This window comes from Anaerobutyricum soehngenii, from assembly GCF_009697165.1.
GTDB lineage: Bacteria > Bacillota > Clostridia > Lachnospirales > Lachnospiraceae > Anaerobutyricum > Anaerobutyricum soehngenii.
The window spans coordinates 250,998-271,414 of record NZ_VULP01000001.1 but is presented as its reverse complement, the minus strand read 5'-3'; the positions used below and the strand labels follow the sequence as shown (position 1 = coordinate 271,414).

The window sequence follows — 20,417 nt, the reverse complement described above, 5'->3', positions numbered from 1 at the left end:
ACAAAGTCTTATTATATATGAAAAATGAAGGTTCGTCAATCTACCGAATACTTCTTTCTTTTAAATCTTCCTGCATTGCCACAAGGTAATGTAATGCAATCCCACCGGCTGCCGGCACAAAAAAAGCTGGAGATAATTCTTCATATTTAAAATTTTTAGGGCCTCCCTGTTCCATTCGCTCCCAATACTTCATCATTTCTGAGAATCTCAGATAATAACATTTTTGCCGATGTGTATAGTAGATTAACAAAAAACTGATTCCATTTTGTTTTTCAAAATTTTTCATAAACTCTACCTGGTGAGGATGTAAATTCTGTAAAGAAAACGTATCGGCAGCACATTCCTTTGCATCAAAGCAAACAGGAATTCCCTGCACTGCCCCAATATAATCCACTGTACTTTTCTTTTCAAAATAGGCAAGCGTGATATGTCTGGATTCTTTATCAAAACGAACTGGTGTAATGGGGGTAGGAATCTTCTGAATAAGAGCCAGGTCTTTGTCTTTGTACTTTTGATTTGCATAATTAATCAGTTCCTCTAAGACGGAACCCCGAAGTCCTCTTGAATTCCAGGTTGCCATTACTTCCGTCCCTCTCTGTCATTTTTTCTCTTATCCAAACGAGAAGCAGTTTGGTGGGAAGTTTTTGTATAAGAAAGTCCTGAAAATTCTAAATTCCAATTTTTCTGAACTTGATGAAAAGCTTCCGGCACTGGATCAATAATGTGTAATCCTGAAAGTTCTCCTGTTCCTTCCGGCACGATCAATTCATAACTGTGCAAAAGCTGATAGTTAATTCCTTCTTTCCATTTAATCTGGTTATTAAACTCTCTATTACCATATTTGTAATCACCAAACACCGGATGTCCCGTAGAAGCTAGATGTCCTCTAATCTGATGACTCTTTCCTGTAATAAGACGAATTTTTAAAAGACTCGCCTTTTCCGTACTTTTAAGAACCGTATACTCTGTCTCGATATACGATGCTCCTTCTACCTTTTCTTTATGAAGTGATACTTTATTATTCTTTTCTTCCTTTGTCAGATAACCTGAGATACGAGCATCTTCTTTTACTCTTCCCTCTACAAGGCAAAGGTAATACTTTCCAAGAGTACGCTCTCTTAACATGGTAGATAAGTTCTGAAGTCCCCTAATTGAAATTCCTGCAAGAACAATCCCGCTTGTATTCCGGTCAAGACGATTTGCAACAGACGGACGAAAGGCTGACAGCTCCTCTCGTGAAATAATTCCATTCTTTACACAATAATCGATCAGATAATCATTTAAAGAATCATCATCTGCTTTGGCTCTTTGTGAAAGCATTCCTGCCGGTTTGTGAAATACAAGAGTATCTTCGGAAGAATAGAGAACTTTTACCTGTTCTCGAAGATTCATCTCTTCTTTTGTCAGTCTTTTCTTTTGTTTTGTTCTTTCTAGCTGTTTTCCCTGCGTCCTCTGTACTATGCTCTTGCCGTCTGTAAATGTGTCCTGTTTTCCACCTTCCTGCGGTTTTTGAAACTTCTCAAATGTCTCATCTGAAAAGAAAATCTGAATCAAATCTCCGGCACTGAGTTTCTCCCGTCCTTCTGCCTTTTTCCCATTAAGCTTAATATTCTTCTTTCTGAGCATCTTATGAAGAAAACCGGAGGAAGCTCCCGGAAGATACTTTCCAAGAAATCGGTCAAAACGCTGTCCTTCTTCTCTTTTTGTAATTGTTATTTCTTTCATTTGTTTTATTTCCTTCCAATAAATTGCAAAAAAAGACTGTGTGGAAGTAATTTTGTTACCAGATGTGTAAGCTTCATCACTGTTCCGTATACGGAAACTTCTTTATTCTTCTCATTATCCTGCCAGGCCTTTTTTACCACTTTCTTCGGGTCTGCCATGACTAGCTTTTTATATGCTGGCAAATGTTTTTTCGTAAGTGCACGATTAAAAAATTCTGTTTTTACCGCTCCCGGACATACTGCCGTCACACGAAGCTGTTTTTCTCTGCTTTCTGCACGTAAAGCCCGCACATAACTTAAAACAAATGCTTTACTTGCCGCATATACCGCAAAGCCCGGCTGAGGGAGAAAGGCTGCTGCTGATGCCATATAAATCATTCTTCCTCTGTATTTCATATAAGGAAGCACAAGTGAGGACACTTCAACAACACTTCGGCAGTTCACATCTACCATCTCAGCCTGCTCTTCCATAGAAATCTCCTGAATCCTTCCCATAATACCAAATCCCGCGCAGTGAATAAATAATTCGATATGTGGTTGTACTTCTTCCAATGTCTTTCCAAGATAATCCATATCTTCTTTCTTTTGAAGATCAAGGGGAAGAATACGAAACTTCTGTTCTTTATAAAGATCTGACCAGGCTTCCAGACGTTCCTTTCTTCTGGCAATCACCCATATCTCATCTAATTCCAGGTGATTTTGCATCGTCAGTTTCACAAACTCTTTCCCCATTCCCGATGAAGCACCGGTAATGATTCCTATATTCATCTGGTAACCTCCTATCCACGTTTCTTCTTTTTATGAACGTTACGGATCGTCTTCTTCTTTGCCTTTCCTCTGCCTTCTTCCTTCCCAGAAACTCTATCTGTTTTAAATCTGTCTGCTTTAGCTCTTTCTATTTTAGGTTTTTCTGTTTTAAACCTGTCTGTTTTAAATTTGTCTGTCTTAATTGCATTCTTTTTCTCCACAGAATGTTTCTGTGCCGGATGATAGTTCTTTCCCATCTTTCTTGGTGGAATCAGACAGTGTTCATCAAAGCCGATCAGATCTTCTCTGCCGCCTTGAATCAATGCTGCTTTTACAATATCATAATTTTCCGGATTCCGATACTGAATTAATGCCCTCTGCATCTGTTTTTCTTTTAAACTTACCGGAACATAGACTTTCTCCATCGTTCGTGGATCGAAACCTGTATAATACATACATGTAGAAATTGTTCCCGGTGTCGGATAAAAATCCTGTACCTGTTCCGGCATATATCCAAGATCACGAATATATTCTGCTAAAGCAATCGCTTCTTTTAAATGAGATCCCGGATGGGAAGACATTAAATACGGAACCATATACTGCTTCTTTCCCAGCTTTTTATTCATATTTCGATATTCTTTTGCGAACTGCTCATACACGTGATTTGAAGGCTTGCCCATAAGTCGTAAAACACTGTCACAAATATGCTCCGGAGCAACTTTTAGCTGCCCGCTGACATGATATTTACAAAGTTCTTCTAAAAAATGATCCTTTTTATCTGCCAGCACATAATCAAAACGGATTCCTGAACGAATAAATACCTTCTTTACTCCTGGCAGTGCCCGCAAACGACGAAGAAGTGTAATATAGTCTCCATGATCTGCGTTCATGTTCGCACATGGCTTTGGAAACAGACATTGTTTATTCGTACAGACTCCATATTTCAACTGTTTTTCACAAGCTGTATGACGAAAATCTGCCGTTGGTCCTCCTACATCATGAATATAACCTTTAAATTCCGGATCTTTAATCAAAATCTCTGCTTCTTTTAAAATAGATTCCTGGCTTCTTATCTGAATTCTTCTTCCCTGATGGAAAGTTAATGCACAAAAACTGCAGCCTCCAAAGCAGCCTCTGTTACTTGTAAGAGAAAACTTAATCTCCTTCAATGCGGGAACCCCGCCAAGCTTATCATACGAAGGATGCCACTTTCTCATATACGGCAGTTCGTATACATGATCCATCTCCTCTACCGTAAGAGGCAATGACGGCGGATTCTGCACAAGATATTCTTTTTTCTTGTAAGGTTCTACTAATGTCTTTGCAGTAATCGCATCTGTATTAATATATTGCTGATAATAACTTCTGGCAAATGTTTCTTTTGATTCTGTGATTTCCTCATAAGATGGCAGCAGTTCATATTCGCAGGAAAGTTCTCCCAAGTCTTTACATTTAAAAACGGTTCCTCTGACATAAGTAATATCATGCACGTCTATTCCTGAATCCAACGCCTCCGCTATTTCAAGAATCGAATGTTCTCCCATTCCGTACATAAGCAGATCTGCACCAGAATCCAATAAAACAGAACGCTTTACCTTATCACTCCAATAATCGTAATGCGCCATTCTTCTTAAGGACGCTTCAATTCCTCCCAGCAAAATCGGTGTCTTTTTATACGTCTTTCGAATCAGATTACTGTATACAATGGTTGGTCGGTTCGGTCTTCCGGAAAAACCGCCTCCCGGTGTATATGCATCCTGATGCCTTCTCTTTTTAAACGAAGTATAATGATTCACCATGGAATCCATATTGCCTGCTGACACGATAAATGCCAGTCTTGGTTCTCCACAAACCGCAATACTGTTCTCATCGTTCCAATCCGGCTGTGCGATAAATGCGACCTTATATCCTGCATCTTCTAAAAGCCTCGTAATGATTGCTGCTCCAAACGAAGGATGATCTACATAAGCATCTCCACAAACATAAACAAAATCTGCCTGCTTCCAGCCTCGTTCTCTCATTTCTTTTTTATTGATGGGCAAAAAGCCGTTTTCTTTTGCCATAAAGTAATTCCTTTCCGTTTATCTTTCCGTTTATTTTTTCTTTAAACTGGTAAGTTCTTTCTCGGTCAGTGATCTGTATTCCCCTTTTTTCAGGTTCGGATCAAGAACCAGGTTTCCCATAGAAATCCTTTTTAAGTACGTGACATTCCTTCCTACTGCCTGCGCCATTCTCTTGACCTGATGAAAACGTCCTTCCTGTACAGTAATAAAAACCTCATTCTCATTCTCTGTCAATTCTAACTTCGCCGGAAGTGCCAGCTTCTCATCTCCGATATCAAGCCCCTGTAAAAATAGTTCCTGTTCCTTTGTTCCCACCGGACCATCAAGAATTGCAAAATATGTTTTATCTATATGCTTTTTTGGTGACAAAAGATTATGTGCCAGCACACCATCATTCGTAAGCAGTAACAGTCCCTCTGTATCTTTATCCAACCTTCCAACCGGAAAAAGTCCCTTCTTTCCTTCTGCTATCAGGTCAAGAACCGTTCTGTCTCCGGCATCCTCTGTGGCACTGATCACTCCTGCTGGTTTATGCAGCATAATATAACGGTACTGTTCATATAGGACCTCTTCTCCATCAATGCATACACGATCCTGCAAAGAGATCTTTACTTCCGGTTTCTTAATAAGTTCTTCGTTAACTGTCACACTGCCCTTTTTAATCTTTTGCTTTGCCTCGCTTCTGGTAAGCTCCGCAGCCTGTGTCAAAAACTTATCCAGTCTGACTTTCTTTGCATTTTCCGGCATATTCTTATTCCTTTCCTGTTATAGTCTCTGGCGGAGTACTTTATCTCTGCTTATATATAACTGTTCTTCTGTATTTATAATTTACGCCAGCCCGGATTATATTTATTCTTCAATCTTCCTCTGTTACACTTTCCCCATCCAAGTGGAAACTCATCTACACAAAAAAGTGTCCAACCAGAAAGTTCGATATCATCCATATCCACTGTCTCGCCACGAAGATACTTTTCCATACGAATATCTTCCGCCGGGAATGAAATACTTCTTTTATATCCAGATGGATGTAATGCCATTGCCAATGCCTGACTTGGTTCAAAACGCTTCTTTAGACAATCTCCAAGATAGAGTCCGGAACGCACGATACGTAACCCTCTAAGGTCCGGACAATGTTCTGGCAGGAGAAACGCTCTTTCTTTTATAAAAAATAACCGCTTCTTCCACTGCTTCCATTCCGGAATATCACGCATAAATTCTTCCATCGCATCCGGAATCTTTTCTTTCGATATCGCCTGTTCCTTTACTATCTGCTTTCTATCTGCCTTTTCAAAAACCTCGTCTAAACAATCGGCTTTTTCACGCTTCTTAAATAATGCTGCAAAATGCCCTTCTCCTCTTACTTTATACGGTAAAAATCGCCGGCAGTTCTTTACATCTTCTCTTCCGCTTACCGTCCATTCTGGCCTGCCTTCTTCAATACCATCACAGATTGGAAGCTCCTGCAGAGAAAAATCAGCATTCTGTTCTAAAAAATACTCTACGGTTTGTTCATCCTCTTCCCTGGCAAAAGTGCAAGTCGAATACAACAGATATCCTCCTGGTTTTACCATCTGCGCTGCATGAGAAAGAATCTCTCTTTGTAATTCTGCATACCGGTCCACTTCTTCAAGTGACCAGCTCTTTACCATCGATGGTTCCCGTCGAAACATTCCTTCTCCGGAACATGGGGCATCCACAAGCACTTTGTCAAAGTATCCGAAGAACCGGTCTGCAAGCTTTTCCGGTGATTCACAGGTTATCACCGCATTCGAAACGCCTGCCATCTCCATATTTTTAAGGAGCGGCTTACACCGGGAAGCACTGATATCATTCGATAGCAAAATTCCTTCTCCCTGAAGCTTTGCCGCAAGTGCCGTAGACTTTCCCCCCGGTGCCGCACAAAGATCAAGCACCCTGTCTCCCGGTTCTACTGGTAAAAACGCTGCTGGTGCCATCGCACTCGGCTCCTGCAAATAATAGACTCCTGCATAATAATACGGGTGTGCGGATAATTTTTGTTCTCCCTCATAATAAAATCCTGTATTACACCAGGAAACCTGTCCGCTTAAAAGGAACCGGCGGATAAAATCCGCCGGTTCCATCTTTAACTGATTCACCCGAAGCGTCTGTCCATAACTATGATTAAAACTATCTAGATACTGTAAATACTCCTCTCCAAGCATCTCCTGCATCTTACTTTGATAATCCTTTGGTAAATTCATCCACTTCCTCCTGTACTGAATCCATAATGTATACACCAAACCTCTTTACAAGCTCTGTGCACGATATCCTTCTGAAATGATATCAAGCTGTCTTGCAAAATGCTTTAGTTGCAACATATCATCAAGCACATATACTTTATAAAACTCATCCTGAATCTTGGTTACTTCTCTCTGATTAGCAACCTTATATAAATTCTGAATATTATTCAAAATATCCTTAACTAATGTCTCTTTCTTTCTGTGAGAATTCTGCGCATCCATAATCTCATCTCTTACATCAGACATCTCATGATCTACCTCAATGATCGCCTCTGATGCATCTAAAAGCTTCTGCTGAATATATTCCGGAATATTCTCCTTATACTTATACTGCAAAGAATGCTCGATCGTTGCCCAAAAGTTCATCGCCATCGTCCGGATCTGAATCTCTGCACTCAGCTCCTTTGGACCATGAATCGTATTCACTGTATATAAAATAATCATATGGTAACTACGATATCCACTGGTCTTCATATGACTTACATAATCTTTCTCACACTTCACCTTCATATCTGTGCGATTCTTTATAAGATTCACAACCCGGTCTATATCCTCCACGAACTGACAGATAATACGAATTCCTGCCAGGTCTTCTATCTTCTTCTCAATATCATTCATCGATACATTCTTACGCTGCATCTTATCTAAAATACTGACAATACTCTTCACTCGTCCATCGACAGACTCTATCGGTGAATATAAGCCCTGATTACGATGTTCTTCTATAATATGATGAAACTTAACAGTCAGTTCATCGACTGCCAGCTGGTATGGGTCAAGCAGTTCTCTCCAAAGCTGTATCTCCATGTGATCACCCCCAAATTATTATACCATATTTTTCCATTTTATGCAAGTAAAATGTATGCTTTATTCCACCTTTTCAGGCTCGCGGCGGCTCGACTTGAATATCTATGATGATGTCAGGGTCAAAAGTATTTTGACCCTATTATTATATAATAATACAGATTAATCCGCCACTGCTTTCATTTACGATTTTTTCCATGGCATTTTGCAGTTTTTCCTGGCTGTCATCATTGATTTTTGTGACTTTTCCGGATATACCGTCATCCACTAATTGTTCTAATGTTTTTCCAAAAATATTTACATTCCAGATTTCGTCAGGTTCCTCACCGGCCTGCTCTTTTATATACGTAATCAGATCTTCTGCCTGAAGCTGTGTTCCAACAATCGGTGCTACTTCAGTTGTAAGATTTGCCCGGATCAGATGAATTGACGGTGCTTCTGCCCGGATTTTAACCCCGTATTTGTTTCCATGTTTCACAACTTCTGGCTCAGAAAGTGTAATTTCTGAAAGAACAGGTTTCATAACACCGTATCCTCGTTCTCTTGCATCTTTTAGTGCCTGCGATACTTCTTCAAATTCCTTCTTCTTTCCCGATAATTCCTTCATCAGACGGATCAAATGATATTCACTTTTTATCGGAAGTCCTGTCAAATCAGATAAAATATCATAATAATAAGAATCTCTAATCTGTATTTTAACATCGACTGTTCCGGTATCCATATGGATTTTTTCTATTTTACCAGACTCTATGTAATCGTTCGATGGAAAAACTTTCTGATAAAGATCTTTCATCTTCCCCTTATCTGCCATAAATTCTTTCACAAGATCAAGAATAGACTTCTTCATCCAATGGTCATCTCTTAATGTTTCTACCCATTTCGGCAAATAAAATCCCACAGACGATAACGGAAACTCCAGCAATACATTTTTCAGTATTTCTAAAATATCTTCCTGTCTGAGCTGATCACAATTCACTGCCATAACACTTGTGCCGTATTCTTTGGCAAGCTTTTCTGTCAATGCCTGCGTTGCTTTTGAATACGGCCGCTCACTATTTACAAGCACTAAAAACGGTTTACCGATCTCATTTAATTCTGCTACTGTCTTTTTCTCTGCTTCTACATAGGAATCTCTCGGAATCTCCCCAAAGGAACCATCCGCCGTTACAAGAATTCCTATTGTTGAATGATCTCTGATTACTTTTCTCGTACCGTATTCTGCTGCTTTTGTAAATGGAACTTCATAATCAAACCAAGGGGTTTTTACAAGGCGTTCCTGTCCGTTCTCCAGATTTCCTCCGGCTCCGGGAATCATAAATCCCACACAATCAATCAAACGGATTTTTATTTTCATATCTTCCATCGGCAGTTCCGCTGCTTCTTTTGGAATGAATTTTGGTTCCGTTGTCATAACAATCTTTCCGGTCCCACTTTGTGGAAGCTCATCCATCGTTCTTTTTCGTTCATTTTCATCTTTTATTGCAGGAAGTACGAGCAGTTCCATAAATCGCTTAATAAAAGTTGATTTGCCGCTTCGGACCGGTCCAACCACACCAAGGTAAATCTCTCCGCCTGTTCTGGCAGAAATATCCTGATATATATTTTGTTTTTCCATGAAAATCCCTCCCCAATACTATTCCAGTATATGCGAAGGATTAGAAAAATAGACTAATTTACTCTGTAAAAAAAGCCGTCACTAATCGACATAGGCTGATATAATCTTCCATTGCCATTGTCTCTCTCGCAGAATGCATCGCAAGCATCGGGATTCCGAGATCACATCCCATCATTGGCAAATGAGAACCAATCATCGGTCCTAATGTTGTCCCACCACGAATCGTATTCCTGTCATTGATCTCCTGTAATAAAATATCGTATTTTTCAGCAAGCCCAAGAAGTATCGCATACATACGACAATCGGATGCATACTTTTGCGTACCACTTACTTTTATCGTTGCTCCCTGACCGATATATGCCCTCGTTGTTGTATCACAACAATCCGTATAATTTGGATGTGCTGCATGCGCGCCGTCCACAGAAAGATAATAACTTTGTGCAAGAGAAATCTCTATCTGTTCTTTCGAGCATCCCATTCCCGATAAAATCCGATTCAAGATGGATTCCAGCAAGGTCGAATCTGCACCTGACTTCGTGAAACTTCCCACTTCCTCATGGTTAAAAAGTCCGATCAGATTGATTCCACTTTCTCTTTCTCCATCAGTAATCGACTCCAATAATGCACTGACGGATGCCAGATTATCAATTCGAGGGCTGCATAAGATTTCTTCTTTTACTCCACAAAGCTGTGGCTGATCATAATTATATAAATTAAGATCATAACTTAAAATCTCACTTTCATCTACGGAAAGTTCCTCTGAAAGGAAATGTAAAAATGCACCTTCTGTCCAACGCCCATTCGCAATCCCCATCAACGGCATCAGTTCTTTTTGGCGATCAATCTTCCATCCATTATTTGCCTCACGCTGCATGTGAATCGCAAGTCCTGGAATAACAGCAATCGGTCTCTTACTGTCATAGAGCACTTCTTCCGGCTTAAAAACATCCTCTCCCCTTAACATGATTGTTCCTGCTATACCAAGAGGACGGTCAAACCACGTATGATCCATCATTCCTCCGTATACTTCCACATTAAGCATCGCACATCCCATACTTTTAAAATCTGGTTTTCCCTTTACTTTAAAGCAAGGCTGGTCTACATGGGCAAATGCCATCCGAAGAGACTGAATCTTTGCCTTTGCGTTTCCTGTCGTAAAGGCGAATAATACATCTGGAAATGGTGTAATAAAAAACTTTCCATTCTCCTTCGGTGAAAGCATCTTATCATAATATAATTCTTCAAAACCTTCCTGTTTTAAATATTCTTTTGCAAAAGAAATGACACTTGCCGGTGATGTTCCCTGGCTTAAACATTCTGTTAAAACATTCATTTTTATACTCCTTTTCAAAAAAAATAATCTATGCTATTATCTATTGCAAGACATGAAAAATCATCTTTTACTAAGTCAAGAATACCAAGGCATTTTATATTTTTATATTCTAAATCAAAATTCTATTTGGAGGGAGTCATTTATGCTATCAATACAAGTTTCCGATACCAAAAACTTTATGTCCCATCTCTTATCTGGAAATACATTCGATCACTTTTATTTTATCGAAGCTTCCATCAAGATGGGGGTCAGTTACCAGATTCAGGGACGAATCAATGAAGGGTTCTATGATACAAGCGTAGAACAGACACTAAACCGCGACTTTTGTTACTGGAAAGAAGTTCGTAACCGTATTTTTGATATTATCAAAGGAAAACGTCTTCCTCTTTCCTGTAAAATAGTTCTCGGTCTCCCAAAACAATCGGTTTCTTACCTGATCTCACATAGTAACAGCACATTTCGTGAAGATGATATTGAAGGCATTTATGTGAATATTTTATATGACCCAAAAACATTGCTCATAACCACCGGTATTTCCTATAAGAACTTTTCTCTCGACAAATCGTTAGAATATGCCTTTGATGAATATCTGGCAAAGTTTCTAAAAGAGAAGGCTGCGCTTTAGCATCGCTGACTTTTCACTATACATCTAACGACAGGAACTTCTGGATCCTTACCCAAAAGTTCCTGTTTTTATTTTTCTGTTTTTTATTTTTCAAGCAGTTCTATTGCCTTTTTCAGTTGTTTGTCTGCCTTTTCATCTGTCTGTGCTTTCTTCCACTGTGCATCACTCATTTTTACTTTAACATCCGGTTTAATTCCCTTTTTATGAATATCCGTACCGTTTGGCGTATAATACTTTGCGATTGTAAACTTAATCGCTGAGCCATCCGTAAGCGGCATAATATTCTGGACGATTCCTTTTCCGTATGTTGTCGTTCCTACAACGGTTGCCTTGCCATAATCCTTCAGACATCCTGTCATAATCTCTGAAGCGCTGGCTGTATTTCCATTGACTAAAATAATAATCGGAATCTCTAAAGTTTTACCAGAATCACTCTTAAATTCTTCTTTATTTCCTTCTTTGTCTTTCGTATACACAATCAATTTATCTTTATCTATCACGCGTGATACCATCTGTGTACAAGTATTTAACAGTCCTCCACCGTTGTCTCGAAGATCAATGATCAGACTCCTCATTCCTTTTTTCTCAAGAGCAGTAACTGCTTTATCAAACTGATCACCAGTATTTTCAAGGAATTGGCTTACTGCAATATAACCAATCTTTTTCTCCTTCATTTTATAAGAGACGGTATCTAACTGTACAGAAGACTTCTTTACTGTATAATCTTTTGACTTTTTATCTCTGTAGATCGTAAGAACAACCTTTTTATTTTCTTTCTTTTTGATTTCTGAAACGACTTCCTGTAATTCCATATTCATTGTACTTTTTTTATTGACAGCAATAATCAGATCTCCCGTTTTAAGCCCTGCTTTATACGCTGGCTGATCTTTAAATACTGATACGATTTCTGCATATCCAGTATCGGTATCTTTTGCTACAGAAATACCGATTCCTTCATATTCTCCGGAATCTTCTTCGGTCAGCTGTTTGAATTCTTCCTTTGTATAGTATTCTGCATAAGGATCCTGTAACCCTTTTGCAAATCCCTTATAAATATTTTGCTCCACATTATCTGCATCTATTTTATTAAGATAATATTTGCCTGTATAAGCTTCTAATAAACTTAGCTTTCTAAGAATCGTTCCATTATTAAGTCCAGTCCCAAATCCGGAAGATGTCATCACACTCTGTCTTCCTGCAAAAAAGCTGACTCCAACCACGATAACCATCGCAAACGCCAGCATTACCGTTTTAAAACAGCCGCCCTTTCGCTTATGATGCTGTTTTTTATCAGAACTCTCCTCCGCCTGCTCTGTAGCTCCTTCTTCTGAAACATTTTCTAATTCGATAGTCATTTCTTTGTCTTTTACGTCCATTTCATCTGCCTTTCTCTTCACCGCAACAATGTAGTGTACTGTATCAGTGTCTTGCATTCAACTTGCATTCCATTCTACAGTACACTATTAATAACAAAGCCTCCTGACGATACCGACAGGAGGCTTTATTATTAATATTCGATACTTTCCATGTACTTCATGTACTTTACTACCATAAGAGCAATCTTAAAAGTAATTGCATCTTCAAATACTCTAAGATCAAGCCCTGTGCTCTTCTGCAGCTTATCCAGACGATATACTAATGTATTTCGATGAATATAAAGCTGTCTGGATGTTTCTGATACATTCAGATTATTCTCAAAGAACTTGTTGATCGTCTGCAATGTCTCTTCGTCAAACTCATCCGGTGAACGTCCATCAAAAATCTCTTTGATAAACATCTTACAGAGTGGTAACGGAAGCTGATAGATCAAACGTCCGATACCAAGACGGCTGTATGCGATAACATTCTTATCCGGATAGAAAATCTTTCCGACATCCATCGCCATCTTCGCTTCTTTATAAGAGCGGGATACTTCTTTAATCTCATTCACAATCGTACCAAAGGCAACATGAACCTTTGTCATCGCTTCTGTGTTAAGCATATCTACAATAACCTGTGCGGTCTTCGTAAGCTCATCGTATCCTTCTCCGTTCTTCACTTCTTTTACGAGAATAATGTTCTTCTCATCAACCTCAGTGATAAAGTCTCTTGTCTTAGCAGAAAAAATATTACGGACAGTTTCAAACGCATTATTATCTCTGTCATTCTTTGTCTCAACAATAAATACACATCTTCTTACATCGGTCTCAATATGAAGCTTCTTAGCCCGGTTATAAATATCAACCAACAGTAAGTTATCTAATAACAAATTCTTGATAAAATTATCTTTATCAAAACGTTCCTTATAGGCAATTAACAGATTCTGTACCTGGAAAGCAGCCATCTTTCCAACCATATACACATCATCAGTCTCACCTTTGACGAGAATGATGTACTCTAACTGGTTCTCATCAAAAACTTTAAAAAACTGGTATCCCTGTAACGCCTGACTCTCTGCTAAAGACTCTGCAAATACCAGAACCGCCTCTTTATATTCTTCAACTGCATCTAATGTGGAGGCAAGCGGTTTTCCTTCCGTATCCATGACGCACAAGTCAATTCTTGTAATTGCCTTAATACCATCAATGGTGTCCTGTAAAATCTGATTTGAAATCATCGTATCACTCCTGTCTTTCCCTCTCATCGCATCTTTTCTGTTGTACGCAACAATCTTTCTTTATTTTAATACAAAATTGACAAAAAAAAAAGAGGAAATATACGAAAAATATATTTCCTCTTGTGAAAATTTATTATTTTTTATGTTCATTCATGTATAAAAGCTACAAAAGCCCGGTGTCTATGTAAAAATCGCCTATGATTTATTAACATACTTCTTCAGCAGGAACTCCTAAAAACTCCGAAACATATGGCGTTGCCGGCTTATCATAAAGTTCTCCGATCGTTCCAATTTGCTGTACACTTCCATCATTCATAACAGCGACTCTTGTATCTGTGTGTCGAATATCTTCACTATTATGTGTCACATAAACGACTGTAATCTGCATCTTCTCATAAAGACTCCACAACAGCTCCTGCATCTCCTTTTTCAGCTCCTTACTCAGACTTGAAAACGGTTCATCTAAAAGAAATACTTTTGGTTTCTTTACAATAGCACGCCCAAGAACAACTAACGCACGTTCTTTTTCATCTAAATCTTCCGTCATCTTATCAAGAAGATGTCCAATATTAAGTACCTGTGTAACTTCTGCGATTCTCGCATCAATCTCTCCAATTGGTAATTCCTTTAACTTAAGCCCAAATGCAAGATTATCATAAATATTCATCTGCGGATATAACTTTCCATTCTTAAAAATCATTGCCATATCCCGATCAATAGAAGGAGTCTCATTCATTCGTTCTCCATCAACAAGAAGTTCTCCGTCCGTAATATCTTCTACTCCTGCGATCATTCTTAATACCGTAGAAATGCCGCATCCCACCGGACCGGCAAGTACCATAAATTCTTTATCATCAACTTCAAGGGTAACGTCCTTGATTGCATTGACTCCGTTATCATATGTTTTGCTAAGATGTCTAAGTGATAAACTAGCCATAAATAACCTCCTAAAAATATGATGTACTCACAAAATCAAGTACAAGAAAGACTCCGAGAGTACATTATGCTATAAACATTTTGTCCCTATCTATCATACCTAAAATTTGTAAATAATTCTAGGAGAAAACTCACGAAAATATGCCTGCTATTTCATCTAAATTGTTAAGCATATTTTATTTATTAGACATTTTTACCATTTTTCCTACGCTCTGGGCAAAAAACAACTGAGATATTGTACATTTCTTAAAGCAATTTTAAAAAAAAGACACCTTTCTATTTTATTTTTGTGAAAAGTGTCCTTATTTCTTTCTTATTTTGTTATTCTTATGACAAATTCATTGTACGTTTTTATTATTTTTGCTCTCATCCGCTTTGTCATTACATAATTCTTCCTGTTTTTCCAAAATACTTTCCTGAGAATTTTCTTCCGGCTCCGTTAAGGAAATGTCTTCCGGCACTTCTCTCATTACCTTCTTTTTAAAAACAGAACCAACAATCGTATTCCGAATCTTCTGTTCCTTTTTAAACCAGGAATAAATTCCCTCCAGGTGGAGCTTCTGTACCCACAATGGAATCTCTTCGGTTTCCTTCCGAATCAATGGCTGTACAGATTCTATAAGAATACAAAGACGGGTATTCATCATCGCTGCATACTTTTCCATGAATTTAATCTGTCTTTCTGCCGGAAGGCAGACAAATACGATGTCTGGGATACAGGCATTGATCTCATTCACAATACGGTCTGCCTCACCTTTCACATTCTTTCCAATAATGCCTCCATGGACTTCTATACTGCGATAAGATTCCTCCATATATTCTTCTAAGGAAGTAAGATGTTCCTCCTGATCCATAATCGTATAAATACTTCGTCCCTCTCTGTTTAGCTTTGCAAATAATCTCTTAAGATAATTATCTGCAAATTCCCCTATACCTTGCGGAACTTCCCCATCCTCTTGCTGATGGCGTACTGCAAGCTCCATATGACGATCTCCTGAAAGCACCAGATTACAGGAAGCAACATATTCTGCTGCTCCTGCATTATTCTGGCACAATAATGAACTGACTGCTGATAAAAAATAGATAACAGGAAGCCCCTTTCCACGCATCAGTTCCATTGATACATTGACCGCCTTGTCCACCCGCATCATTGATACATCTATACCGAGTACATTCGCTTTTTTGTGGTAACGATCTTTCATGTTAAGGTTCCTTTCTTTTATCCTATAAATATCTTTCTATTAAATATCCTTTAAATATCTTTCCAGTCTATAATTCAAGCAACGTTTCTATTTACTATTCTCCGGAGCTGAAATCATATCCGTTAGATGTATCTGTGTCTTCTGTATTGTCTACAGATTGAGATTCCTCTGTATCATCATCAGAGGTACTGTCATCACTCTCATCATCAACATCTTCCTCTGCTGTTGTGGACTCTCCGCTTCCTTCCGGTACCTTTGTACTATCTGTTCCGACATAAATCTGAATATCTCCGCCTGTTGAAATGGAATCTACTACATTAATCTCTGCATCCGGGAAGTAATTCAGTAAATCTTCTCCCATTCCTTCTTCAGTAACATTAATTCTTGTCTGGGAAATCGGTCCCTCTTCCTGATAAGAATCGATAAGACTGATCGTGTATCCTTCGCCTTCAAGATACGTCTCCCATTCTTTTGCCAGACCGGAAACATACGCTGCATTATAAACTTCAATCGAATACTTCTTAGAACTTTCTGTGCTGCTAGAAGAAGCGGTACTTGAAGCAGCCTTTGATGAACCATTCTTTGTGTAAGATTCTGCTTTCTTTGTAAGCGCAGCAACCTGAAGTTTTACTTTCTGAGAATCTAAAGAAAATACTCCTTTTGTCTCGCTTCCCTGCATAATACGAAGAGTGAATCCATCCTCTGTCAGCCCTTTAAGAATATCTTCTGTTGATGTCAGATCATCTGTATTCTCCGCTTTTACAAGGCTGTCATACTTTTTAGCAAGCGTTGAATTATTATTCTTTGTAAAGATTTCTTCCATGTACTTTGTAAGATAATCATTCGCTCTTTCTAATCTTCTGGTCTCCTCATCATCTGTTCCATCCATATAAGTCATAAGAGCATAAGCGGTATCGCCATCAAGTTCTACATCTCCCGCCTCAATACTCTGTAATACATTATCTGCATCACGATAAGAAACTGCATAATCAAGATGATATGTTACTGTATTACCTGCATTCAAAAGCTTCTTAAAATCATTAGAAGACATTACAGCATAGCCTGAAATCTTCACGCCACTGATATCTTCCATAATCTTTACATATGTCTCATACTTCTTATCACCAAAAGCACGTGCCACATCTGACATGCTTACTGTACTGCTTATATCTGATATCGTCTCACGAAGTTCCTTCACAAGACTCTCACTTACAGACACCTGTGCATCACATGGCATCAATAATACATCAAATGCCTTCGTCTTCTTATCATACATATTCAGGCTTGTATAATCCTTATTGGTATTCTCATCATGAACAAATACCAATGTATTCTCCATATTCTTATTATACTTAGCAATGTCTGTAGTGTCTTCCTGCACTTCCTGCTGATCTGTCTCTTCTTTTACGGCCTTCTTTACACTCGTAAAACTTCCTGTCAGATAATATGTTACTCCCTCAAAAGAACCAACGGCAATCACAGCCATCAAGGCGAGCACAACACATACTCTTAAAAGGAAGGAGAAAAATCTTTTTATAAAACTTGGCTTTTTCATCTTGCCCTCCTGTTTTACCTCATGTACTCCCAGAATCTTTTGTGCTTAATCTTGTGAAAAAATCTTACTCCGAAAGTACATCCTGTTTTACTCCATATTGTCGTGATCTGACGGATTACTCCGCATTTCATCTGTTAAGTATATCAAAGTTCTTTTTCTATTGCAAGTTTTCGTTTCTGTCTTATTGTCTGAATGTAAATAATTTCTAAATATTGAAATAAATTTTATCTTGTAGTTCTGATTATCAGACTATATAATATTGCTACAAAATCATACAAGGAGTTTTATATATGAAATCAATACTTATTACGGGTGCCACCAGGGGAATTGGCCTTGCTCTTGCCCGTTTTTATGCAGATAAGGGCTGTTGTCTTACATTAAACGGTGGTCACGATAAAGATGCCTTAGCAGCTGTAGAAAAAGAACTTTCCAAAAAAACAAGAGTCATTTCCTGCTTTGGCTCTGTCGCTGAAAAGAAAACAGCCATCACAATGACACAAAAAGCGATGGATACTTTTGGACAGATCGACCTTTTAATTAATAATGCCGGTATTTCCCATATCGGTCTTTTGTCAGATATGACTTCTGAGGAATGGCATACCCTTATGGGGACGAATCTTGACTCTGTATTTTATATGTCAAAAGCCGTAATCCCTCATATGCTTCACCGGCACAGCGGAAAAATTTTAAATATATCCTCTGTATGGGGAGAAGTCGGTGCTTCTTGTGAAGCTGCCTATTCTGCTTCAAAAGGTGCCATAAATGCCCTTACAAAAGCCCTTGCAAAAGAACTGGCTCCTTCTCATATTTCTGTTAACGGAATAAGCTTTGGTGTCATTGATACTGACATGAACCGCTGTTTTGACGAGGAGGAACGAGCTGCTCTTTCTGAAGAAATCCCTTACGGACGTTTTGCATCCCCGGAAGAAGCTGCTGCTTTCTGCTACCAGATTACTGAATCTCCTGAATATCTAACCGGACAGATCATACGATTCGATGGCGGCTGGATTTAAAAAATGAAACGAAAAACAGCATAGCAGCGTATATATAACGTCAGAGTAAATAAAAATACAACGAAGTATTTTCTACCTGCGACTGTCTTTACAAATGCACTGTTATGCTGTTTTTTATTATTTTTCCAAATAAAGCAAAGTCTAAATTAAAGTTTCTTTTAACCACTCTGTTTCTTCTTCTGTCAGATAGGGAGAAATTGTTTCAAATACTTTCTTATGATATTGTTCAAGCCATCTTCTTTCTTTTGTACTAAGTTCTTCAAGAATAATCGCAGAAAGATCAAATGGTACAAGGGTAAGAGAATCAAAACACAGAAAACTGCCATATTCGTTTTCTACATCTTTTTGGCATACGATCATGTTTTCCAGACGGATTCCAAACTTTCCTTCTAAATAAATTCCCGGTTCATCTGATGTTAGCATTCCTTCTTCTAAAATACAGTCATTTCGTCCATTGACAGATGGACGGTAGCGGAAGCTGTTCGGTCCTTCATGAACACTTAAAAGATAACCTACTCCATGACCGGTTCCATGATTATAATCAAGTCCTTTTTCCCACAATGGTGTTCTTGCAAGTATATCCAGACTCTGACCGCTGCAACCCTGTAAAAAGCGGGCGGTTTCCAACTGAATATGTCCTTTTAATACAGTTGTGTACATTTCTTTTTCTTCCTGAGTCAATGTACCCAGTGCGATTGTTCTTGTAATATCGGTCGTACCTTCCAGGTAATGTCCACCGGTATCTGCTAACACGAAGCTTTCCGGCTGTATCTCGACATCAGATTCTTTTGTTGCGCTGTAGTGTACGATAGCTCCATGTTCTTTATATGCAATGATCGGTGCAAAGCTTGGTTCTATATAATTCTCCTGTGCCATTCTGAACTCTTCTAACTTTGCAGCCGCAGTGCGCTCTGTTACTTTCTGTTTTCCTACATTTTTCTTTAACCAGTAAATAAACTTTGTAACTGCGACACCGTCTTTTATATGAGCTTTTCGTTCATTTTCCACTTCTACAGGATTCTTTTTTGCTTTGAACAAAAGAGTCGGATTGACACCTTCTATCTTCTTCACCTTGTCTGGCAATGCAGAAACTAATGCGGTATTTACTGCCGCTTTATCATAATATACCGATGCTTCTTCCGGAAGCTTCTTCACATCCTCATAAATCTGTGCATACGAAGCATTTTTTATTCCCTGCATCTCTAGAAGGATCTTGATCTTTTCGGAAAGACATTCCTCCTGTACATACCAGATTATTTCCTGCTGTCCTAATAAAAGATAACTTAAAATAACCGGTGTCGATTCCACATCGTTACCACGCATATTTAAAAGCCATGCAATATCTTCTAAAGAAGTTAACAACAAGTACTGTGCCTTCTTTTCAGAAAGGAATTCCCGAACACGTTTGATCTTACTTTCACTGCTTTCCCCGGCATACTCTACAGGAAGCGGCCATACTGCCTGCGCTGATAACGGCGGACGCTTCTCCCACACAGCACCAGGAAGATCAATGTCTGTACGAACCGCCACTCCCAGTGCATTCAGCTGTGTGATCAAGGTATCTGCATATTCTGCCATAATGCATCTGCCGTCAAAACCTAAAGTCTCGCCTTTCTTTAATGTTGTCTTTAAATATTCCTCTATTGAAGGAACTCCTGGCTGACGTTCTCTCATCAAAGTGATACCAGAACCAGATAACTGTTTTGCTGCCTGCAAAAAATATCTTCCATCTGTCCAAAGTCCCGCTTCATCCAAAGTAACAACTAGGGTGCCCGCAGAACCGGTAAATCCGGATATATATTCTCTGCATTTAAAATAATCTCCTACATATTCTGAACCATGAAAATCACTTGTAGGGATCAGGCAGGCATCTACACCTGTTTCTTTCATTTTCACTCTTAATAATTCCAGTTCCCGTTTCATTCTCAAATTACTCCCATACT

The 20,417-nt window shown here is 38.7% G+C and carries 17 protein-coding genes; 2 read left to right on the top strand and 15 right to left on the bottom strand.

Annotated elements, in window-relative coordinates; translation table 11 throughout:
• Positions 1 to 40: 40 nt before the first annotated feature.
• The 9 genes from FYJ25_RS01185 to FYJ25_RS01145 form a co-directional block, all read right to left on the bottom strand.
• Complete coding sequence (locus tag FYJ25_RS01185; protein WP_021908022.1) at positions 41 to 580, bottom strand: Holliday junction resolvase RecU; 540 nt, start codon at positions 578 to 580, stop codon at positions 41 to 43.
• Positions 580 to 1,725: an RluA family pseudouridine synthase gene (locus FYJ25_RS01180; RefSeq protein WP_154580330.1), complete on the bottom strand. Its 1,146-nt coding sequence runs from the start codon at positions 1,723 to 1,725 to the stop codon at positions 580 to 582. The genes FYJ25_RS01185 and FYJ25_RS01180 overlap by 1 nt, the downstream gene beginning before the upstream one ends.
• Positions 1,726 to 1,730: 5 nt before the next feature.
• Positions 1,731 to 2,492, bottom strand: coding sequence for an SDR family NAD(P)-dependent oxidoreductase (locus FYJ25_RS01175; RefSeq protein WP_154580329.1), 762 nt, complete (start codon positions 2,490 to 2,492; stop codon positions 1,731 to 1,733).
• Between the two features lie 11 nt (positions 2,493 to 2,503).
• Positions 2,504 to 4,534 (bottom strand): YgiQ family radical SAM protein, encoded by a 2,031-nt coding sequence (locus FYJ25_RS01170; RefSeq protein WP_154580328.1) that lies wholly within the window; start codon positions 4,532 to 4,534, stop codon positions 2,504 to 2,506.
• A gap of 30 nt (positions 4,535 to 4,564) precedes the next feature.
• Positions 4,565 to 5,281 (bottom strand): pseudouridine synthase, encoded by a 717-nt coding sequence (locus FYJ25_RS01165; RefSeq protein ID WP_154580327.1) that lies wholly within the window; start codon positions 5,279 to 5,281, stop codon positions 4,565 to 4,567.
• Between the two features lie 74 nt (positions 5,282 to 5,355).
• Positions 5,356 to 6,756: an RsmB/NOP family class I SAM-dependent RNA methyltransferase gene (locus tag FYJ25_RS01160; protein WP_154580326.1), complete on the bottom strand. Its 1,401-nt coding sequence runs from the start codon at positions 6,754 to 6,756 to the stop codon at positions 5,356 to 5,358.
• A 45-nt stretch (positions 6,757 to 6,801) separates the two neighbouring features.
• A complete protein-coding gene (locus FYJ25_RS01155; RefSeq protein WP_005349093.1) occupies positions 6,802 to 7,602 on the bottom strand; it encodes a GTP pyrophosphokinase in 801 nt (266 codons plus the stop codon).
• A 142-nt stretch (positions 7,603 to 7,744) separates the two neighbouring features.
• Positions 7,745 to 9,214, bottom strand: a complete 1,470-nt coding sequence (spoIVA, locus tag FYJ25_RS01150) for a stage IV sporulation protein A (RefSeq protein ID WP_096239273.1) — start codon at positions 9,212 to 9,214, stop codon at positions 7,745 to 7,747.
• Positions 9,215 to 9,272: 58 nt separating this feature from the next.
• A complete protein-coding gene (locus tag FYJ25_RS01145; protein ID WP_154580325.1) occupies positions 9,273 to 10,547 on the bottom strand; it encodes a M18 family aminopeptidase in 1,275 nt (424 codons plus the stop codon).
• Positions 10,548 to 10,689: 142 nt separating this feature from the next.
• Here FYJ25_RS01145 and FYJ25_RS01140 point away from each other — a divergent pair, with 142 nt between their 5' ends.
• Positions 10,690 to 11,172, top strand: coding sequence for a DUF5721 family protein (locus tag FYJ25_RS01140; protein WP_021908030.1), 483 nt, complete (start codon positions 10,690 to 10,692; stop codon positions 11,170 to 11,172).
• 83 nt (positions 11,173 to 11,255) lie between these two features.
• Here FYJ25_RS01140 and FYJ25_RS01135 read toward each other — a convergent pair whose 3' ends face one another.
• The 5 genes from FYJ25_RS01135 to FYJ25_RS01115 form a co-directional block, all read right to left on the bottom strand.
• Positions 11,256 to 12,605 carry a S41 family peptidase gene (locus tag FYJ25_RS01135; RefSeq protein WP_154580324.1) on the bottom strand — a complete coding sequence of 450 codons (1,350 nt, stop codon included), beginning with the start codon at positions 12,603 to 12,605 and terminating at the stop codon, positions 11,256 to 11,258.
• Between the two features lie 74 nt (positions 12,606 to 12,679).
• A complete protein-coding gene (locus FYJ25_RS01130) occupies positions 12,680 to 13,768 on the bottom strand; it encodes a PucR family transcriptional regulator (RefSeq protein ID WP_154580323.1) in 1,089 nt (362 codons plus the stop codon).
• Between the two features lie 205 nt (positions 13,769 to 13,973).
• Positions 13,974 to 14,705 (bottom strand): ABC transporter ATP-binding protein, encoded by a 732-nt coding sequence (locus tag FYJ25_RS01125; protein WP_021908032.1) that lies wholly within the window; start codon positions 14,703 to 14,705, stop codon positions 13,974 to 13,976.
• Between the two features lie 337 nt (positions 14,706 to 15,042).
• Entirely contained in the window at positions 15,043 to 15,906 is an 864-nt protein-coding gene (locus FYJ25_RS01120; protein WP_154580322.1) for a WecB/TagA/CpsF family glycosyltransferase, read from the bottom strand.
• Positions 15,907 to 16,000: 94 nt separating this feature from the next.
• Entirely contained in the window at positions 16,001 to 17,461 is a 1,461-nt protein-coding gene (locus tag FYJ25_RS01115; protein WP_154580321.1) for an LCP family protein, read from the bottom strand.
• 290 nt (positions 17,462 to 17,751) lie between these two features.
• On the opposite strand from FYJ25_RS01115, the gene FYJ25_RS01110 reads away from it, so the two are divergent.
• Positions 17,752 to 18,474, top strand: a complete 723-nt coding sequence (locus FYJ25_RS01110) for an SDR family NAD(P)-dependent oxidoreductase (RefSeq protein ID WP_154580320.1) — start codon at positions 17,752 to 17,754, stop codon at positions 18,472 to 18,474.
• Positions 18,475 to 18,615: 141 nt separating this feature from the next.
• On the opposite strand, the gene FYJ25_RS01105 is transcribed toward FYJ25_RS01110, so the two are convergent.
• Positions 18,616 to 20,397: an aminopeptidase P family protein gene (locus tag FYJ25_RS01105; RefSeq protein ID WP_154580319.1), complete on the bottom strand. Its 1,782-nt coding sequence runs from the start codon at positions 20,395 to 20,397 to the stop codon at positions 18,616 to 18,618.
• Positions 20,398 to 20,417: the final 20 nt, after the last annotated feature.